This is a genomic window from Loktanella sp. S4079 (assembly GCF_000967725.1).
Taxonomy (GTDB): Bacteria; Pseudomonadota; Alphaproteobacteria; order Rhodobacterales; family Rhodobacteraceae; genus Yoonia.
Genome location: NZ_JXYE01000013.1, coordinates 1 through 20446 on the forward strand (window position 1 = coordinate 1; position 20446 = coordinate 20446).

Here is a 20446-nt window from a genome sequence, read left to right on the forward strand (position 1 = left end):
TGCCCTCGAGAATTTTCCTCAATCTGGATCTGACAAACTTTGGAAGCATGCGCTTCATCGAAGTTTGGATCGCACCGGGATGATGTAAGGCGCGTGAGATTTCAGGGCGTCCACGGATCCTTGATAGGTTTGCTGTTTCGTTGACGCGGTCGTTGTTTGGCATGGGACAGGCAGCCAGCTTCAAATGGGCACAAAGTTGGTGCCAGCATTTTTCCGGGTCTGATTGCATGCCTTCATGGGTCAAAAAGAGAATTTGCTCACGTGGGAAAACATCGAGATAGCGTTCGATCTGGTGGGCATAGTGGCCGTGTGTTGCGTACCCGTGGCCCCAGCTCCAGCCTTGGGCAAGCCGTTCGTTTTCTGCTTCAAGTGCTGACTCGAATGTCATGCAGGGTTCGAGGCAATCGCGCACATGATGCAGGTACTGTGAAAAGGCGCGTTTGACAGGGTCGCGTAGCAGTATCACGATGCGTGCGTCGGGTCGTGCAGCTGCGATGCGCGCTGCTGCGTGTTCCGCGATGAGGTAGACGGGCGAGACGTCACCGCAAATGCGATCGCCTGCGCCAGAATAGATATCCTGATAGGTTTGGGCATCGGTTGTTACTTGCGAAACATAGTTGGGATCATATGGTCCATTTCGCGGCGCGGCGCTTTCACCTTGAAAGGCAAAAAAACCGGGTTCTTTGACCTCGGGAAGGAACACGTCTGGGTGGCTTTGAAGCCATGTCCATACTGCGGTTGTTCCTGCCTTCGCAGCGCCAACAATGTAGAAGTGGGGGGCGGACTGTAATTGCGTGTGTGCCATGTTGGAAACTATCTTTCTATTTGCATTCATTGGCGAGGGCGTGCTGGAATAGTTGGCTTAGCTATTGGTTTCATTGCGTATTCCTTTAGGTGGGTGGGGCTGCTCGCATTAAGCTGAGGCGGCAACCATACCTGTTTTTTCGTCGTGAAGTTCCCTTGCGTGAATCCCAAGGACCACAAGACCGGGCCATAAGAGATAGGCTTCGATCTCGACGTTTTCGCCGAAGGAAAGCAGGGTCAGTGTCATCATAATGCCCAGCGGTAACCGTCCTCGCGGCCCCTTTGCTGCATCGATAAGAGCGATCAAGGTTTGCCAAACAAAGGGAACAAGAAGCGCAACCAGTCCAACCACGCCTTTTACAAACAAAAGCCCCCACCATGTGTGATGACTACCAATGGGCATGTACTCAACAGCATGGGACCCTGGTTGTACACGTCCATGGCCGAACCAGAATGCTTCGTTGATCCAGCGCTCGCCTGCAATTCGCTGGAGTGTTGCACGAACCCGCGTGCTGTCTGCACGTGCATTTTTGAATGCTGAGATGCCATCGTTTGCACCTTGGATCAGTGCGGGGCCGGTGACTGCTAGTGACGCAGTTGCGATCGCTCCAACCTGCCACATCCAACCGCGAAAAATCAGGGGCAACAAACGAGGTCCAATAGTACATGCGGTAAGGCCAACGATGCCCATACGCGATTTGGATGCAAGGATCATAAGTACACCAGCTGCGATACCAATCCGGCGCCATTTTGCTGTTTTTTCTTCAAGGGCAAACAGCACCATGACGACGCCCAATAGCGCGGCAAAGGGTGACCAAGGCGCATAGAACTGCCAGCGCGGTTTCCAGTTCGACGGATCGTACGTAAAGAAATAGACGCTAAAGTATTCTGGACCGGGGCCGCCGACGGCCTTGAGCGGTGAGGTCAGAATTTTCTCGGGCAGGCCGATAAAAGGCGCCACTAGCATAATCGGAGCAAGAACCAAGGTTCCCATGCCGATAACGCATTGCCCGCGCACAAGAACTTCACGCCGAATGGGTAACAGCGCTCCAGCGAGGGGAAATAACGCCATAAGAGCCCATCCCTTGGCCCAACCAATGGAAGATTTGATTGTTGATTTCATACCCATCGACCAATCCAAATGGCCTACCCATAGAGCAACCAGCATAACGAGCATTCCCAAAATCCAGGCCCAAATTACTGGCGGAATGCTACCCATTACGCGCAGGTCTTTGCGCATCGCAGGCCCAAGGTAGAGCGACAGTATCGCCAACCCACCCAAAAGCCATGCGATGACGGGACCAACGACGTAGAGCGCACCGACAGCGTAAAAGGGCCAGGTCAGGACAAGAGTTTTATAAACCAGGCGTTCAGCCGGGTTCATTTTGGGGCGCTCGTTGTCTTGCGGATAAGTGTGGTAATGATCTTGGAACGTGACCAGCCTAGCAGTAGGCCGATAAACATCATGAATGTTGCCGCACCACCCGCTGCAATTGCCAGCTTGCGATTGGGTGAGGAGGGCCTTTCTGCGAGTGACGGATTTTCAAGAACCTGAACAAGGGGGTACGACGCATAGACGTCCGTCTTGGTTGATTGGGTCCGCGCAATCGCTGAGGCAAAGACAGCCTCTGCTACCGAGAAGTCACGCTGTAAATCCTGCAACTGGGCGGCAGCTGGTGCCATTTCTCTAAGGCGTTCTGCTTGCACCTGCGCTTGGCGAACCAGCGTGTCTAACTGTTGGGCTGCACCAGAACTTTTCGCGTGCATTTCTACCAACTCTGTAAGCAGGGCAGCGCGCTGTCCATTTGGAGCAACATCAAGCGTCGTCAATTGCGCGGCATCCATCCCAGTAAGCTCTGTCGCACGGCTTATGGCCGCTTGCTCTGCCTGAATTTGCGTGCGGCGTGCCTCTTGGACTTTCGGGTGTTGCGCACCGTATTGGGCACCTGCTTCGGCGAGGGCCGTTGTCTGGGTTGCGGCCTGGGTAAGCAAATTTCCATATCCTTCGTCCGCAAATAGCTTAAGTGTCAAAGCTGCGTTAAGTGCGTTTATGCCGAGGCTGGTTTCTAGTGTTGAAACAGCGTGCTCGATTTCGTCAACCTTGGCTTGCTGGCCGCGAACTTCTGCTTCGAGCACGCTTTGCTGTGCTAAGAGAGTGTCGTATTGCGCAACGGAAATCAGGCCCGTTTCTGCTTGCAATTGTTCGATGTCTGCACGTGTGGTCGCAACTGAGTTTCGGTAATCGTTGATTGCTAAAAAACTGCTGTCTTCACGGGTTTTCTGTTCATCGGCACGAAGCGCATTCAGCTCGTCAAAAAACGCCGTGAGGATCGCATCACCCCTTTGCTGCGCTTCTTCAGGGCTACGACCCGTTAATTCAAAGTGAATTAGGCTGGTCTGGTCCACCAAATTTACACGGGGTCTGCCGAGTTCAGCACGAGTAATGTCGAGGCTTTTAGCTGCAGCATCAAGTATTCGATCCGCATTCAACAGGCGTTTGTAAGTCTCTGTTGGACTGACCGAATTGCTCGAGAAAGCAGAGTTCGCAAATGACGACGCCTGCCCAATACCGTTCAGGTTCATCGATGCCGAAGCGCCAGAGCCGGGCAGGATGAGCGAAGTTGATGATTTGAACGTAAGAGGTGCTGTCTTGAGGTAACCGGTGATCGGACCCCATATCGCTACTCCACTCAAGAGTGCAAAAGCGAAATAGCGAGGTAGGCGGCCGAGGTCGGTGATGCGACCACCCATGATAGCGCGCCGGATCCAACCCTTTGCTCTGTGGGTTGGCTTTACTTCAGCTATTGATTGAGTCGCTACGCTCATTTGGCATCCTCCTTGAGGACCAACACTATCAGGCCAATTCGCGACAATCATCCGTGCAAAGGTTTTCGAACGCAGTCCAAACGCTACAAACTCTACCCTAACGGGTAGGATGGAGCGGCGCACGTTGTTTGAGAAACCGCCACTCAGTACTGCGCGCAAATGCATTATAATACAGTGAATGGGCTGATGTGACGCATTCGCAGGTTTCGCTGGCGTCGATTTAGGCGAGAACCCTTAGCCTAAAGTATATGAGCGCTGTCAATGAGGTCATTAGACTAGCAGATTTGTTGACATCTCTCTTCTTATGTTCGCCCTACCTGTGCGTGTGCTTCGTTTAGTTGTGACGTGACCTTTAGCAAGATGAAGGAAATCGCAGTTGAACGTTAGGAGCACCGGTATGAAACACGTCGACATCGCCTTTAACAGCGTAACGTCAATCAAATCCCTTGGCGGCGTGAAATCGACTTACCTACCTGCTATCGATCTCTCACTGGTTGATTCAGATCAGGCTACAGCGATTGACGCGCTTTTAGCCCCGGGACGTCGTCGTGCATACTTTATCAACGCGCATTGCTGCAACGTTATGGCCAAGTATCCAGCATACGCCGACGCCGTACGTGATGCTGACGCTCTATTGCCAGACGGTATCGGTGTTGAACTGGCTGGAAAGATGACAGGACAGACACTGACTGCAAACCTGAACGGAACTGATCTTGTTCCAGCTTTGGCTGCACGTGCGGCTGAGCTAGGCCGTTCTATCTACTTGTTTGGCGGCGCTCCAGGCACGGCAGAGGCTGCGGCGAAAGCACTAACAGACGCAACGCCAAACTTGAAAATCGCTGGTACACGCGACGGTTTCGCGGGAGCTAAAGATCCAAACGCAGTTATCGCCGACATCAACATCAGCGGTGCCGACATCGTTGTGGTAGCAACTGGCGTACCAATGCAAGAGCTATGGATTGACCGTTACGCCGACCGTCTTGGTGCATCACTGTGCTTGGGTGTGGGGGCTGCGCTTGATTTCCTTGCTGGAAATGTTGCGCGCGCGCCCAAGCCCGTTCGCAAGGCTAAGATGGAATGGATGTGGCGTCTGGCCATGGAGCCAAAGCGGATGGCAAAACGCTATCTAATTGGTAACCTAACCTTTCTTGCTCGTGCCGCAAAGAACGCAATAAAACAAACGCCGACACGTTTGATCGCCTGCCGCACAATGGACGTTTTAATCTCTACTGTCGCGCTGATCTGTTTGTCGCCAATCCTGATTGGCACTGCCCTCGCTGTTAGGCTGGAAACAAATGGCCCGGTCCTGTTCCGGCAAACGCGGGTTGGCCGCAACGGTGAGTATTTCTCAATGTACAAGTTCCGTTCAATGCATCAGGACGCCGAAAAGATGCGCGCCGCGCTTGAGGCAAACTCCGACCGTGCTGGCGTGTGTTTTAAGTCACGCCGGGATCCGCGGATTACACGGGTTGGTCGTTTTATCCGCCGCACTTCAATTGATGAGCTTCCACAAATTATCAATGTGCTTAAGGGCGAAATGTCTATTGTAGGCCCACGTCCTGCTCTGCCTTGCGAAGTCGCAAAATACCCGGCCGATGCATACGGTCGCTTGGCGGTAAAGCCGGGCATCACAGGCATTTGGCAAGTTTCAGGCCGTGCAGATGTAAGTTTTGATCAGATGGTTAAGATGGACTTGGTTTATGTATCATCGCGGACGGTAATTCTTGATCTTATCATCGTTCTGATGACATTTCGCGCAGTCGTCTCTGGTCGTGGCGCATACTAGTAGTCCATGTATCTACCGAGTAAGGAAACCGCATGTCACATAACCACAGCATTTGCTTTGGGTCGCGCGGAATTGCAGCGGGGCTAACGTAAGTTATTGCAAGAGCGCACAAAGGTCGCGGTGCGGCGCGCCTAAGATCACGCCGTAGTATTAGTCGATCGCCTAAGGAATCACTTGGCCAATAGTATAGTTGTGCCAATGACGCCGAGCGCCCGACCGATTTCTGTAACGTTGGTGATGGCACTGTCATAACATGCCAAGGCGTCGCCGGGTAGAAGATAGGGGTCATAGTCATCCCGGTCTGCACGACGTAACAAATCCTCGACATCACGCTCAATAACGACAGATACCTTGGTGATTGGGTTCCGTGAAAATAGAACAGATGATCGGTTGGCGCTGGTCGCACGCGCACCGCCAACGCAATTGCTGTCAATGACTGCCTGAATATAGCGCGTGCCGTAGGGGACCTCTCGGACGCTGCGCTCAATCCCTGATGACGCGTTGCTTGGCGAAGGTTGCGTTAAGTTTGACAGAAACAGACTGATCCCCGGAGGGCTGATTGGGCTCGGGCGCATCAGGTCTTCTTGAAAACACTGGCGGCTTGGCACGCGGATTTCATCGCCGGTCAACAACATGATGTCGACAACGTTTTGCCCTTCAAAGACGCCTCGCATATCAATTTTATACACTTCGGAACCGCGTCGTACTTCGATTGCGGAAATATCTGCGTCTGGCCGCACGCCACCAGAGGCACGTAAGGCAACGGAAAGATTTCGGGATTCGCTGGATGAACCTATAGCCTCTTGTCGGCGCGAATCTATTCGGTCGCCGGGTGTGCCACCAATTTCAACCGAGTGAGGTTCAAAAACGGCGCCCGATACGCCAACAACCACGGATGCAAAATCTGCAACACGTACCGAAATTCGTGGACGGTCAGCATAAAATTCGTCGGCCAACAACTGCCGGGCGATATCGTCCTCTATTTCATCGGTCGTACGGCCCTGCGCGGCGATCGGGCGCAAAAACGGGAGTTTCAGCGTTCCATCTCGCGATATTACATAGTCTGCGTTAAAGGTTTCGTCGTCACCGACGCGAATATTAACAAGATCATTACGTGTCAGACGTTCGCCGCTTAGCGCAAATGACACAACGCCAGCGCCTTTACCGCCGCCTTCACCTCCGCCGTAGGGCAAGCATTTTCTTTCATTGATACGTGCAGAGCGGAGAAATTCATTGTTTTTCCGGGAAGCCTCGATATTGCGGTATTGCGCTTGATAGCCATCACCGACTGCAACCGGTTCCAGATTGCCTGGCGCGTCGTAGTTCGCGCAGCCCGCCGAAAGCATGAAAAGAACTGTGTAATATGCAGTTGCTGATCGAACAGCCATATAATTCTCCGCCAGTATAAAGGGCTTTGTTCTTGTTAAGCTAACGCACGTACAGCGTCTACTATGCTGTCAGATTGGAAATATACCCTATAGCATATAGGAGCACACCTTTGCTCTGGCCGATAAGGCTAATAGGACGGCGACGCCCTTGCAAGACATCGATAGTTTCGTGGCAGATTAGTTGGAAAGCCACTTCGATGCTTTGGAATACAAAAACACTCGCGCAGAACCTTTTTGCATATGGCGCATCAGAAATCGCAGCGAAAGCGTCGCGTTTGCTGGTGGTGGTTGCCGTTGCGCGCACTTTGGAATTGGCTGAGATTGGTCTAGCTGCTGCGGCGCTTGCAGCAGGCGATATCCTAAAGTCCGTCAACGAGAACGGTGTTGGGCAACGCATCATATCGGCATCAGATGATGAATTGGACGCGACCTGCGCGACAGCACATCGGATCTTTTGGTGCTGGTCGCTGGCGCTGTTCACGTTGCAGATCGCCATCGGTGCCACGATCTATCTGGCAGGCGGTAGCGCCATGTTGTTTGCGCTGATCGCCATGCTTGCTGCCGAGTATCTGTTTATGCCCGCTGGCCTGGTTCAGAATGCTTTGGCAATGCGCGCAGGCAAGTTGCGCTCAACCGCTGCCATCGCTGGCATGCAGTTGGTTGGTGCGAACCTAATGTCAGTTGTCCTTGTTCTGATTTGGCCTGCAGCCTTTGCGCTTGTGTTGCCACGCCTGTTGGCCGCGCCAATCTGGCTCATTGCGATGCGCCGCTTGCACCCTTGGTCTCCAGAGCGCGGTGTCATCCTTGCACCTTTACGCCCGTTCTTTGACTATGGCTGGGCCGTACTAGGTGTCGAAGTTGTCAAGGCGCTACGCTTTCACGCAGACAAGATCATTGTTGGGGCATTGATCGGGGTAGAAACATTGGGCCTATACTTCATGGCGTTCAATGCCGGGCTCAGCCTTTCAAATGCATTCTCTGCAGCGTTTTCAAAAGTACTGTTTCCATATCTTAGCCAAGCCGCAAACAAAGCTGTCGCATTACGTGAAAGCATGATGCTGGGCCTTGCACTAATCACGCCTGCAGTATTGCTGCAGTCAGCCTTGGCGCCTGTTTATGTGCCCATTCTGCTGGGCGATCAGTGGGAAGACGTATCAGCAGTTGTTTCGATCCTGTGTCTTGTTGCCATCCCAACGACACTTTGGTCAGCTGCCGCTGGTTGGTTGCGCAGTGAAAACCGCCCCCAGACAGAGCTTTGGAGCACCGTAGGGCTGACCATCGGCCTAATGCTCAGCACCGCATTCCTGGCCCCATATGGGCTGATGGCTGTCGCGACCGGATACACCATTGTCAGCTTCGTCCTCATGATCATGGCGTCACTGCCGGTGATCGTCGAAAACGCGAACCCAAAACTGGAAAGCGTATAACCATGCCCCTGTTCTCGATTGTGATCCCATGCTTCAATGCGCAAAAAACGCTGGCAGAGACCTTAGACAGCATCATCGCGCAATCCTGTAGCGACTGGGAAGTTATCTGCGTTGACGACGGCTCAACAGATGAGACACGTGAAATCGTTGTTGCTGCCGCAAAGAACGACGCTCGCATTCGGCTGGCTCGCAACGTTGGTAAAGGTCCTAGCAGTGCACGAAACTTTGGTGCCAGTGAACTGTCAAATGGCAAATTCATCGCTTTTTGTGACGCAGACGATATTTGGGCACCATACAAGCTCGAAGAACTGCAGACTGCATTCGAGGACAAAGAAATTGACGTAGTCTACGGACAAATCGCTTTCTTTAAGGCTGATCCGACACGCGCAAAAGTGTTCTCGACTGTGCCTAATGATGTGCTCACAATCGAAACGCTTTTGGGTGAAAATCCAGTTTGCACAATGTCCAACCTAAGCATTCGCAAAGACAGCTTTGTTCGTTTCGGCGGCTTTGACCCATCAATCGTGCATAACGAAGATCTAGAATGGCTCATTCGGATCGTGGGTCAAGGTGGCCGCATCGTTGGGCTAAAATCCTTACACGTTTGGTATCGCAACACTGCAGGTGGGCTTTCCTCAGATTTAGCCGCGATGCGTGCGGGCCGAGAATATGCACTTGCGACTGCAGCAACATTTGGTGTGATACCGCCGGCAGCATCAAACGCCGTGCATTTGCGGTACCTTGCAAGGCGCGCATTGCGTTTCGACTATGGCCGGACATTGGCGCTTAGGTTGGCCTTTGCTGGTTTACGCCAAAGCCCCACTGGCTTCCTGTCCCCTCCTCGTCGTGGCGTGATGACTTTCGTCGGTGCGCTCGCCAACGTAATCCTGCCTCGCGCTTGTTCGCGCATGCTCTTTTCCCAGTAACGAAAGGTCTTGTTGTGACACTTGTTTCTATTGTGGTTCCCGCGTTTAACGTATCCCGTACTTTGGCTGAAACCCTACACGGATTGTTCCGGCAGACGTTCCCGCAATTCGAGATCATCGTCGTAGATGACGGTTCAACCGATGACACTCTAGAAATCGCACGGTCATTTGCAGACGATCCACGCCTTCGGATCATTCATCAAAGCAATCGCGGTCTCGCTGGTGCGCGCAATACGGGCATTGCTGAGGCACGCGGTGCATTCATCGGATTTTGCGATAGCGATGATGTCTGGGAGCGTGAAAAGCTCGCTGCGCATGTCAAACACCTGCAAAACAACTCTGACGTTGGTATTAGCTTTGCTGGCTCGCGACTGATCACTGACGATGGTAAGCTCATGTCCACCGTGCAGCGCCCACGCCTGTATAACATTGATGCAAGTCACGTATTGAAACGTAACCCAATCGGCAACGGTTCTACCGCTGTGATCCGTCGCGAAGTATTCGAAGACATTGGTTATAGCCCGCCACATGAAACCGTTCGGGATTGGTATTTCGACGAAACATTCCGGCAATCAGAAGATATCGAGTGCTGGATGCGCATCATGTTGACCACCTCATGGCGTATGGAGGGCGTACCTGGTCTACTCACCCGCTATCGCATCAATGGCGAGGGGTTGTCGGCGGGGACTGAGAGCCAACTTGAGGCATGGGAAAAAATGGTCGACAAATTGACACCAATGGCCCCCGAGTTGTTTGCAAAACATGTTGGTGCAGCGCGAGCCTATCAACTGCGCTACCTTTGCCGCCGAGCGGTCAGCAGCCTTGATGTTAAGACGGCATCTGCGCTTGCTTCCTCTTGGGTCCGGGCCTCATGGCGGCCGTTCATCGAAGAGCCACGTAAGTCGTTGACGACATATGCCGCTGTACTGGTGCTTCGGATGGTTGGGGCACGAACGCTCGAAGGCCTGCGCGTACTGCGCGCGGGGCGTGCATGAAATTGGGAACTGACAAAACAAGAGTAATGCACCTGGTTGATGACACGACCGCAGGCGGTGTGATGCGCGTGCTTGACCACCTCACGAACTCAAAAGAGCTCGCCAAAGATGCGGATCACGAAGTGCGATCTGTGCCACGTGGTGCAATCGGCGGCGAACGGATCGATGCGGATGTGATCGTGTCGCATCTCTCCATTAGCTGGCGAACACTGCCGTCACTCATTGCTTTGCGCCTGCGTTATTCGCGCACAAAGCTTGTTCACGTCGAACATAGCTATACCGAAGCTTTTGTACGCAATAATGTCCCGCAGGTTTCTAGGTTTTACAGATTGCTTCGGACCGCGTTTAAGCGGTTTGACAAGGTCGTCGCCGTTAGCGAGGCGCAAGGAGCATGGCTAAAAAGAGAAGGTCTGGTTACGGATGAAAAACTTACTGTGATCCGTTCATATGTGGACCTAAAGCCCTTCGAATCTGTGCCGCGAAGAACAGGCAAAACAAACGTATTTGGCGCGATTGGCCGCATGGACCGACAAAAGGGCTTTGACACTTTGATCAGGGCCTTCCGCATGACCACCGATCCAGAGTTACAATTGCTCTTTTTTGGAACCGGAGAGGAAGAGCCGAAACTACGTGAACTAGCAAAAGGCGATGATCGGATCGTTTTCATGGGTTTCGTCGCATCACCAGCCGAAGCTTACGAATTGGTCGACGCAGTCGTCATGCCATCACGATGGGAGGCCTATGGTCTTGTCGCAATCGAAGCGATTAGCAGCGGTAGACCCGTAATCTGTAGCGATGTCGACGGTTTGCAAGATCACGAGGTCCTTGGCGCGAAATTGGTCAAAGATCACTCTGTCGAGAGTTGGCGGGACCACCTGATCAACGCCAGCAGCGAAACAACCCCAACATGGAAGCAACCCAACCCCGCCGCAACCCTGGCTACACAAAGTGCATCGAATTGGCGAAGACTTTGTAAGACTTAATGCAGATAGACATAATACTATCTGTACGGCTGCCTTCCTTAAATTCAGCAAGGTAGTCGACGCCATAGAACCTATACGGCGTTTGATCCGCACCTCAAACAAGGCGATCCGCATCACGGGGCTTTGCGGAAGAGATGTCGGCCGAACCGCAGATCTTTGATCGACAGGCTTTTATTCAGAAGATGCAGCATCAAGCAATTTGGGCTCTTTTGAGACCTTCGCCACGCGCGGCAAAAAGGTCCGCAATTGAATTTGGATCAGTAATGCTTGACGTTTGGGTCAGAATTGAATGAAGTGATTCTCATGATTTCTGAAGTTATGATTGCCAAAAGAGTCAAAGGTGCGCGACATTCCACACCCTTTGTTGAATGTCAGATGACTTTGACCTTTGCGTCATAAACTGACCTGATCCCTTCCCAGACCCGCGAGGGTTGTTTCGTTTGATCCCGTTTCTCAACCGAAAAATCGGGGGCGATTTGGAGGAAAGACGGCGAAGCCGCCTGCTCCTGCAAATCTGCCACGTGGCGAACGCGAAGGGGGGCGAAACAGGACAAATCGACAAGGGTGGTGCGGCCCGCAGCGTAGCGAGGACACGGCCTTGTCTATTTGTCTTGTTCGAGGGGGAGGCTGCGCCTCCACCCTGTCGGTGAAGGGCGTTTGGCTTGGCCAAATCCCCTGCGCCAAAAATCAATGGGCTGGCCCGGCTCCAGCCGGGTCTCAATGTCTTCTTGGGATGGTCAGCGGCTGTTGGAGCTGATTGCGGCGAATGTCCCGAAAGAGCCCATCTTGACCATTGCTGCATCCTGCATGAATGTCTGCACATGAGATGAACTTGGTCAGAAAGTGCAACCTGCCTTGGAAGACATCGAACCCCAAAGTGCTGGTTGTAGAGATCAGCAAGCTGAAGCTTGCGTGCTGAATTGGTCACTCAGCGATTTGTTGCTGGAAGGTGAAACGCCGAACAGCCGCTTTTATTCTTGTCGCTCCAAACAATACGGCAAGGCATTGCTAAAAATCCTGACTGATGAAGGGCTTCGGGTAGAAGGCGGGGGCTTTGAAGTCTTATCAAAGTACCCGGATAACGATGCAGTTCAGATATTTGCCTTTGACCGCGCTGCTGCGGTTATGGAAGTGCTTGAAGGTCCACGATTGCTGGACGTTATTGATGAGGGGGACACAGAGGAAGCGCTTGAAATTCAACTTGGGCTGACGGAGCGTTTGCTGTCGGCATGTATTGCGGTTGAAGGTCTGAAGGACCTTCAAGTCCTTCTATCTGACAGCCTTGCGATGAAAGAAAGCGATGTCCCTGTTTGGGCACGTGATGTTATTCCTGAAGCGCAAGCTGTTTGCCGAAGTGTCCTGCGGTCTCGAACGGATTGGAGGCCTCTTCACGGCGACCTTCACCCAAGAAATATTCTGATGCATCAGGGTGTGTGGAAAGCGATTGATGCCCGTGGAATTTACGGCCCCGTCGCCTTTGAATTTTCGAATACGTTTATCAACCCATGGGACCGAAAGGACCTGATCTTTGAAGCCGGACGCATGAAGCGGCTTGCTGAAAACATATCTGGCCGTTTGGGCTGTAGCATCGATACGGTTCTTGAGTGTGCATTAGCCAATGCGCTTTACTATGCGCAAATAGGCTATCGACAAGGGCAAGGGCGTCATCCGACAAAATGCATACGTGAGTTTTTGGCACTCATTCACTAAAATCAAGATGCAGACATTCCCGCTCGCGCAGCGAAAGTGCGCTTCGTCCGCAGTGTATCAGTTCAGGCGTGTTGCAGCGAACGGCGGGCACTCCTGAACCGGTCGTCGGTGACCAACGCAGCGAAGGACCCAGAAGAGCCCATACCTCCATAGCTTTGCTTACAGCAAATCGCAGCATGCTCGTATTTACTCGTCGCGTTTGGCATACTTCGCGTATGGAACAATGCCGCTTTTGCCTCTCAAACGATCTTCTTGATGATGTACCTCTGTTCGAGAACGAGGCTTTCTATGTCTTACGTATGAGGGAGCCGGAACGGCAGCACGCGCTGATCATTGTGGCCAAGAGGCATTCCAAGACACCGTTTGAAATCAAAGCTGAAGAATGGGCAAACATTGCAGAGCCTCTCAAGTTCGCGAAAGACATGCTCGCGAAATTCAATCCATCTGGCTATTCCATCGGCTGGAATGTCGGTACAGCCGCCGGGCAGCATGTCAATCACGTTCATCTTCACGTAATCTGCCGCTTTGAAAGTGACCCCTCCACAGGAATGGGCATAAATGCCCTCATTCAAAGGGCAAACCGTGAAACTTAAATGTCGGGAAAGTCCGCGTAGCCGCCGTTGAGTAGCTCGGCGTCGAAGGTCTGCAATGCCGGACAAAGGGTGCATTCGCTTTTCTTGATCGAGCGACCGCTTTCAGCCCAGTGCATTCCTTCAGTTATATAAAAGGTCGCTCCTTCCAAAACTAAACAAATTCGCTATCTCACCGCCTTGGTGATCTGATCCTTTGTTCTAGCATCCTTAAAATACCGGTTGGATGAGAAGCTCTCGTCCCTTTTACGCTCTTCATCGTAAAGTGATGAGATCAGCTCTATTGCTTCATCCACTCTGTCGCTGGACATGTCATAATCCCACAAGTCAATTCCATCCCGGTTGCAAATTTGACGGATTGCAAACAGCGCGTGAAACGAACCATCGATAATTGACATTTCTCCTCCGACTAGTGGGGTGTTGTCTCTGATCTTTCTGCGCACCTCTTTCTTTTTATCCGCCAAGAGCTTGGCTAGCCTAAATGATGTAAGTAGTTTGGGGGCTGTAAGATCTTCGGTGAACACTGTATCGTACAGATCGCCGAAAACACGCCCCCGATCCTTCTTAGCAGTTTCAGGTAAGCCTATACCCAACGCTAGGTATGCTTGTCCGGCTGCCAAAGCATCTATTCGCTTTGCCACTGGCCGATCAGCATGCTGTCCGGCTTTCCGTTCATAGTAGTGGTCAAGGTCTGCAAAAGCTTCTTCCAACTGCCTTTGCTGCCTATCATTAGAGCGCAAATCTCGAACATTGATTGGAGTTTGGCTGTTTGTTGTTTCGGCGATGGATAGTTTCACCTCTTCTGAAGAAGTTTCAATTATCCTGACAAGTAGAAGTACGTCTTCGACTTTGCTTCTGTCTTCCTTCGCGGCCTCAAATAGGCAGTTGGACGTTTGACCGCCGTTTACGATCTGAACATTTGTGAGTTTGATCTTTGGAGATCTACGACTAGGCCCAATCTCAACCTTGTCACAAGTCATGGTTATGCCATTGTTTTGATACCAAAACATGTGATTTTCTTCGGACAAGGCAGATTCGATGATTCGACGATTGATACGGTTGCGACGTTTCAGGTAAACTCGAACGTTCTGATCAAAAATACCGGCTTCAACCGTGTTAGGGTCATCCTCAGATTGGATTGCATCTACTATGTCCAATGCGGCGACAGTGCAAACCACGCCGCGCAGGTTCTGATCCGTCCTATCGAAAAAATTAGTGTCGATTGTGGTGATCTCTCTCACCAATGACGGCGCTCTCTTTTGAAGAAAGAAGTCGGATAACGCGTCTAAATCGTGCATCCTAAAGTCAATGGCTTTGTAGCGGGAGAACGCCGTCTGAACTCTCTTCATCTCGGCCTCGATTAGAGGTGCTGTGTTTCCGACGAAATGTACCGTAATTGAAGCGTTTGTTTCATTTAGCACACTTAGAGCATCAGAGACCTTCGACCTTAATAGTTCGTTGGTGCCGTCAAGTGCATCTGTGTCGTGGCCAGTAAGGTCGGTAATGAAGCTAGTCAGTTTGTCGATCTCTGAACTAGGGAAGTTGTTTTTTGATTTTTCGAATTCCCTAACGCACTTTGTTTGAAATACGTGAATTTCATTTTTTGCATCGCGGTCATCAATGTGCATTGCGTCAACGCCACGATCATTGCCCCCGTCGGTAATGGCGTCTATGGCTTCCTCCAAGTCAATTTCCAGAATCTCCGACACGGCAACGGCGGTAAGGGCTTTTGTTCGGTCGAGCTCATCGTGGTCCGATAGTGTGGAAACAATTTTGTGGTCTAGCGCGTTCCAGTCAAACTTATTCGCCAATGGATTGCCCTCTGTAAATACCAGTCATGTGAGAGACAAAGCATTAACCTGTTATCCTCATTTTGCAAACTCCGCTATCTGCGCTACTTTGCCATTAGTGCAAGGTGCAGCATTCGACACTTTGGGCTCTTTTGAGACATTCGCCGCGCGCGGTATGAAGGTCCGCAATTGAATTTGGGTCAGAAATGCTTGACGTTTGGGTCAGAATTGAATGACGTAATTTTCTTGTTTTCTGAAGTTATGATTGCCGAAAGAGTCAAAGGTGCGCGACATTCCACACCCTTTGTTGAACGTCACATGACTTTGACCTTTGCGTCATAAACTGACCCAATCCCCATCCTTAGCCCACTTGGGTTGTTTCTTTTGATCCCGTTTCCTAGCCGGAAAATCGGAGTCGATTTGGAGGTCAGACGGCGAAGCCGCCTGTTCCTGCAAATCTGCCACGTGGCGAACGCGGGAGGGGGCGAGGCAACCTAATTCGACAGACGGGGCGCGGCCCGCAGCGAAGCGAGGACACGGCTCTGTCTAATTAGGTTGCCCGAGGGGGAGGGCCGCGCCCTCACCCTTTTCTTGGTGGCCTAGCGTTGTGGACGGCCCAAAGCGGACTTTGTCGATACCGTAATTTGTTGCGTAGCGGCTTTCAAAAAGCAGACGTCCGCTAGAGCCGCTTGAGCTGGGCAGTATTGCATCTACAATCACCCAGCTCGTGCAGCATCAAGAACATTACCTTTTGATCACACCGTGTTCCTCATAGGCCTTCAGAAGTGTTGCGGTGAACTCTTCGGTCTTTGAAGTCACGCTGCCCAAGTCCGGCCAAGCAAAAGGTTCTGTGAACAAGGAAAGCTCTTGCTCAACTTCCAGTCCAAGCTTTGCCGCGACCGCCAGCGCTGATGTCGGTTCTTTGTCTTCTGGCCACAGCAACTCATCAAATGTGATCCAGACTTCTTCTCCATCTATGAGACTAATTTCCGCGCGCATTGCGCCTAAGCGTTCGTTGACTGACGTTGCATCTTCAAGCAGCGCACACCGTATGAGCATTGAGACAGTCTCCTGATTCAAATGAAGTGTGAGCCTAGGCTCCACAATGCGCACTTCTGGGGTTTCTCTTTGCGCAGCATTTGGCGTCTCCGCCGGCTTCCCAAGAGACCTACTGTCAAATGGCTGCATGTGAATATTGAGAGGATGTGTGCCACAGTTTGGACAGTGCCAATAGTTCTTCGCCAATTGTGTTCCTGTAATCTGCGCATCGCAGCTATGGCAGTACCAGACAGACGCTTCCCCGCCTCCAATAGGGTGGCGTGCTACGCCATCAAGATCGGCTTTTGTTGAACGTCGAGGCCAATCCACTGCCATTTGCGTTCGAATTCGTGTGCTGCGCTCCTCGGCGATATCGAGAAGTTTGCTCAGAAAGTCGGGCTCCTTGACCGGGCTAGTTTCTGCATAGCGTTCATCAATTTCGACGATAGGTGCTTTAAAAGGGGCTTCCGGAATGCGCACGTCCCAACCCGACCCTGAGACGACAACGTCCCCAAGATAGCCCCCAATCCGGAATTGGTGGCCGCAAAGCTCGCCTTCTTCTGATGTTGTCTCGTTGTTGTGCTGGAAGTCCCTATTGGATTCGGTTGCCTCGGTTTTGGCTCCTACGTGGCGCACAAATTCGCTCGCCTTCGCCAAATCCTCGTCACTCGGAAGCCAACCCTCCTTAGTTGCATCGGTTAGGGCCTTCCAGTGTGCGAACCCCATCTCGCCGGCCAAAACGTTCAGCGCTTCAGTGTGTGCCATGGCGGTCGCACGCGCATGCCGTTTGCCAAGCGTCTTTAGTCTTTTCATCTGATTGTCATTCATGTGTCATCTCCATTTGGATATGACTAGGTGCCCGCTGCTAGCCGCACTGCGCGAAGTGCACAGAGTGAATATTCATTGCTGAAAACGCTGCGTTGCTTTGCGTGGCGGGCACACCGGCCTGCGTGGAGGCCAGCTAATAAGTATGATCTTCATCCGATTTCGTCAACCGGCCCGTTGCGGACATTGGCCAGAGAGGCGAGATGTTACGGTCGCAACCCGCATTCCCGACATTCGCTGCAACTGCAAAAATTGAGGCAAGTCGAACTTACAATCTGTGGAGAGGCTGTGTGTACCGACCGAGACTACTAGCTTGGTTTACGACAGCCCGCCCCGACAGGTGCGCAAAACAATCAACGGGAGAACCTATTTGCGTTATTATTTCTCCTTTTATCCATAATGGGCGACATCAGGTAGAGCAAAAGGCTTGCATGAACAATTGGTTGAATGGCAACTTTGATCAATCCAATTTGATATGGCGATGATTATGAAGAAAATTGATGACACAATACAACTCAGCGCCACAGACCTTGTTGGTCACTTGAATTGCGGACACCTAACCGCTCTTGATGTACAGGTCGCAACGGGTGCGCTGAAGAAGCCCGAAAACTACGACCCTCTGCTCGAGATCCTGCGTGAAAGAGGCCAAAGGCACGAAGACGCATACATTCAACATCTTCGGGATGCGGGTCATCAACTGACCAAAATCGAAGGCGTCGATGTCACCGACTCTACTGTTGATGCGACCCTCGAAGCCATGCGCAATGGCTCAGAATTATTATTCAAGCGGCACTCAGGCATGGCTTAATTGTGCTCGCCAATGACTGGTGCGCGGGACGAAGCACCATTTCGCTGCGGCGTCGCCAATGACCGCTTTCAAGTTTGCCAAACAGGTCTCGATGCAAAGCCGTGAGGGAGCCCATTAGGGGGCACAGTCTTGCTTCACCGCATAGAGTTGATCCTCTCCGATGACCAAAACCGAAGTCGGTTCAGGAAGCAACCCTACGACACCGGTGACCCGCTCTTCGGGCTCGAGGGCTGTGAAACGTTCCATATCCTTTGAAACATGGATCACACCTGATTGTTTATCGATCACAAGGTACGCTTCCCATAGTTCGACATAGTCAATTCTGACTTCATGTGGCCACGGAGCTTCCACCGGGAAGTTAGCGACCTTGTGAAGCGAGAGGTTGTCATCCAGCAAAAATAACCCGGCCTCAGACTGGATGATATTCAGCCCCCCCTAAAGATTTAATGGTGGGATGGTCACCGATTTCCTCATAGGGCAACACCTCCATTTGAGAAAACGATACGCCATCGAGAACCACGATGCCCTCGTCAGCATGCACGAACACTGGACCTTCGCCGGAAATGGTTATCGGGTCAGGGTGATAAGAAACTGTTTCGCCAACAATTTCATTTTGAGAAGTTAGGCCTGGAATGAGGCGCACCACTGTTTCGTCTGGGCCAAGTACGAGGAAGTGTGGCGGCCGCGTTTTGGGTGTTTCCTGCCAAGAGCCCAGGCCCGACTTTGATAATAAAGACCACGGTCCAATCCTGCCGATCCAATTCTTACTTCCCGTATGATAGTCCCAAGACCCTGCGGGAAGACTTGAAACAAGACTCAATTCGTCTTCGAAGAAGCGGAAGATCAGCGGTGCAAAGGCATTGTCAGAGGGGAAAATCCGTACCATCCCGTTGCCGACCTCAATTTTGGCATCCTGAAAGGTTGGAAGTAAACGATGCCCTTCAGGCAGCGCTACATGCGTTCTGGTCCACTCCCCGGCAAACGGTCGGAACCAGAGCGAACTGCTTGCTCGCGGCGTTGAGCTGAGTGACCCCGTCAAGGCCAAAGCACCATTGATCTCAGCAATGGTTCGGATGGAGATGGTCTGATCACCGTTGAACACAGGCAGATCAACTTCCTCACTGGAGCCACTGGCTTGGATCCGCTTCAATGGGTCTGACGAAGTTGCTTGCCAGTAAACATCGCCGGCGCCTTGGTCAAAAAATGCGCGCTCATAGCCTCGAGTAGCTTCTACGGGTTCCCAACTCGAAGCATTTGAGCCGAGGCGGAAGATCACTCTCGGACGAGACCCAAATCCGAAGGCCTCTCCATTCGGCCCGACGTGGATACCGTGCTCGAACGCAAATCCCCAGACATGCGGAAATTCGTCCACCACTAAAGAAAGGCTCGAGCCGTTGAATTCATACAATTCTTGGCGATTAGCCGCCTCGACGATAATCCCGTCAAAACCCGGAACGGTTCGTGGCGACGTCGCGATCCTGTATGGCTGTTCAAATTCCACAGGTAGCTTTGCTTCGCTTCCCGCTACGGGTACGACACAGAACTCCTCTGCATTCGCCATGGTTGCCCCCAGAAAAGCTAAGAATAAGGAAAACTGTTTATACACGCGTTCTCACCGCTCACATTTCTGCCAATCATGATTTTAAGATCAAATGCGACCATCTCCCGAAATGGTTGGCTTGATCGCTTACATTTCTGATAGCAGACATTCTTGCAACATGCAGCATAAGTTAAGATGGGCTCTGATCTGCCATTCACCGCACCACGCATAAATGACGGCTTTGGGCCGGAAACGTAAGCCGATGCCCAAGACAACTACGCCCAAACAAGCGCAGCTTGATTGCTGGCAATATAGCTATGGATGCTCAAGAGCGCATTTTCCTCAACGAAAAGGCAAAATCGCGATCAAAAAAGCAACTTATTTTGATTTTTCACACAGTGGTGTGGAATGTCGCGCACCTTTGACTCTTTCGGCAATCATAACTTCAGAAAACAAGAAAATTACGTCATTCAATTCTGACCCAAACGTCAAGCATTTCTGACCCAAATTCAATTGCAGACCTTCATACCGCGCGCGGCGAATGTCTCAAAAGAGCCCTATCTTCGGGATGCTGCAAGATGCGCGAAGGTCCGCTTCGTGAGTTTGGCGACTTCAATTGCCTCGCATGTCGCAGTCAAAACTGCCAGAGTGCAGAATGACATGTATTTTTTGCTCAATAATCGCAGGCCAAGCCCCCGGACATGTTCTTTTTCGTGGCCAACGTGTCATTGGATTTCTGTCACTTGAAGGCCATCCGCTGATTGTTCCGTTGAAGCATATCAGCAGTCTTAAAGATTTGGATGATGAGACTGGCGCAGAGGTTTTCCAGTCTGCGAGGAGAGTTGCCAGCGAATTGCAGGCAGTGACGGGCTGTGATGGTATGAATCTGCTTCTCTCGGATGGACCGGCTGCTGGGCAAGACGTGTTCCATTTGCACTTACATGTGAAACCACGTTGGCATGGAGATGATGTCCGCTTGATATGGGGTACCGGCGGGCAACACCGAGTAG

Annotated in this window: 17 protein-coding genes; 9 read left to right on the forward strand and 8 right to left on the reverse strand. The window is 51.9% G+C overall.

Going from position 1 to position 20446, the window contains the following annotated elements:
- The 3 genes from TW80_RS16815 to TW80_RS16825 all read right to left on the reverse strand — a co-directional run.
- Nucleotides 1-805 (reverse strand): sulfotransferase (locus tag TW80_RS16815; protein WP_045998632.1); only part of this gene is annotated, 805 nt, incomplete at its 3' end.
- Between the two features lie 108 nt (nt 806-913).
- A complete protein-coding gene (locus TW80_RS16820; protein WP_045998633.1) occupies nt 914-2188 on the reverse strand; it encodes a capsular biosynthesis protein in 1275 nt (424 codons plus the stop codon).
- Nucleotides 2185-3630 (reverse strand): GumC family protein, encoded by a 1446-nt coding sequence (locus tag TW80_RS16825; RefSeq protein ID WP_045998644.1) that lies wholly within the window; start codon nt 3628-3630, stop codon nt 2185-2187. The genes TW80_RS16820 and TW80_RS16825 overlap by 4 nt, the downstream gene beginning before the upstream one ends.
- A 397-nt stretch (nt 3631-4027) precedes the next feature.
- Between TW80_RS16825 and TW80_RS16830 the strand changes: the two genes are divergently transcribed.
- Complete coding sequence (locus TW80_RS16830; protein ID WP_045998634.1) at nt 4028-5416, forward strand: WecB/TagA/CpsF family glycosyltransferase; 1389 nt, start codon at nt 4028-4030, stop codon at nt 5414-5416.
- Nucleotides 5417-5586: 170 nt separating this feature from the next.
- On the opposite strand, the gene TW80_RS16835 is transcribed toward TW80_RS16830, so the two are convergent.
- Nucleotides 5587-6804 carry a polysaccharide biosynthesis/export family protein gene (locus TW80_RS16835; RefSeq protein ID WP_052701044.1) on the reverse strand — a complete coding sequence of 406 codons (1218 nt, stop codon included), beginning with the start codon at nt 6802-6804 and terminating at the stop codon, nt 5587-5589.
- Between the two features lie 197 nt (nt 6805-7001).
- Here TW80_RS16835 and TW80_RS16840 point away from each other — a divergent pair, with 197 nt between their 5' ends.
- From TW80_RS16840 to TW80_RS16865, 6 genes are all read left to right on the forward strand, one after another.
- Nucleotides 7002-8231 carry an oligosaccharide flippase family protein gene (locus TW80_RS16840; protein WP_045998635.1) on the forward strand — a complete coding sequence of 410 codons (1230 nt, stop codon included), beginning with the start codon at nt 7002-7004 and terminating at the stop codon, nt 8229-8231.
- A 2-nt stretch (nt 8232-8233) separates the two neighbouring features.
- Entirely contained in the window at nt 8234-9157 is a 924-nt protein-coding gene (locus tag TW80_RS16845) for a glycosyltransferase family 2 protein (RefSeq protein ID WP_045998636.1), read from the forward strand.
- Between the two features lie 14 nt (nt 9158-9171).
- The gene (locus tag TW80_RS16850; protein WP_045998637.1) at nt 9172-10152 is read left to right on the forward strand and encodes a glycosyltransferase family 2 protein; all 981 of its coding nucleotides are present in this window, start codon (nt 9172-9174) and stop codon (nt 10150-10152) included.
- Nucleotides 10153-10178: 26 nt separating this feature from the next.
- Nucleotides 10179-11135, forward strand: coding sequence for a glycosyltransferase family 4 protein (locus TW80_RS16855; RefSeq protein WP_052701045.1), 957 nt, complete (start codon nt 10179-10181; stop codon nt 11133-11135).
- Between the two features lie 855 nt (nt 11136-11990).
- On the forward strand, nt 11991-12845 hold the full coding sequence (locus tag TW80_RS17735) for an aminoglycoside phosphotransferase family protein (protein ID WP_052701046.1): 855 nt from the start codon (nt 11991-11993) through the stop codon (nt 12843-12845).
- Nucleotides 12846-13021: 176 nt separating this feature from the next.
- Nucleotides 13022-13438: an HIT family protein gene (locus TW80_RS16865; protein ID WP_052701047.1), complete on the forward strand. Its 417-nt coding sequence runs from the start codon at nt 13022-13024 to the stop codon at nt 13436-13438.
- A gap of 164 nt (nt 13439-13602) precedes the next feature.
- Here the strand turns inward: TW80_RS16865 and TW80_RS16870 are convergent, their stop codons facing one another.
- Nucleotides 13603-15246, reverse strand: coding sequence for an AIPR family protein (locus TW80_RS16870; protein ID WP_045998638.1), 1644 nt, complete (start codon nt 15244-15246; stop codon nt 13603-13605).
- Between the two features lie 723 nt (nt 15247-15969).
- Complete coding sequence (locus TW80_RS18330; RefSeq protein WP_045998639.1) at nt 15970-17091, reverse strand: hypothetical protein; 1122 nt, start codon at nt 17089-17091, stop codon at nt 15970-15972.
- 484 nt (nt 17092-17575) lie between these two features.
- On the opposite strand from TW80_RS18330, the gene TW80_RS16880 reads away from it, so the two are divergent.
- Nucleotides 17576-17896 (forward strand): hypothetical protein, encoded by a 321-nt coding sequence (locus TW80_RS16880; protein ID WP_162197198.1) that lies wholly within the window; start codon nt 17576-17578, stop codon nt 17894-17896.
- A 114-nt stretch (nt 17897-18010) separates the two neighbouring features.
- Here TW80_RS16880 and TW80_RS18225 read toward each other — a convergent pair whose 3' ends face one another.
- Both TW80_RS18225 and TW80_RS16890 read right to left on the reverse strand, forming a co-directional pair.
- The gene (locus TW80_RS18225) at nt 18011-18184 is read right to left on the reverse strand and encodes a hypothetical protein (protein WP_162197199.1); all 174 of its coding nucleotides are present in this window, start codon (nt 18182-18184) and stop codon (nt 18011-18013) included.
- A 121-nt stretch (nt 18185-18305) separates the two neighbouring features.
- The gene (locus TW80_RS16890) at nt 18306-19457 is read right to left on the reverse strand and encodes a hypothetical protein (protein ID WP_045998642.1); all 1152 of its coding nucleotides are present in this window, start codon (nt 19455-19457) and stop codon (nt 18306-18308) included.
- Nucleotides 19458-20091: 634 nt separating this feature from the next.
- Between TW80_RS16890 and TW80_RS17930 the strand changes: the two genes are divergently transcribed.
- Nucleotides 20092-20446, forward strand: a 355-nt coding sequence (locus tag TW80_RS17930; RefSeq protein ID WP_162197200.1) for an HIT family protein, incomplete at its 3' end; no start/stop codon positions are given.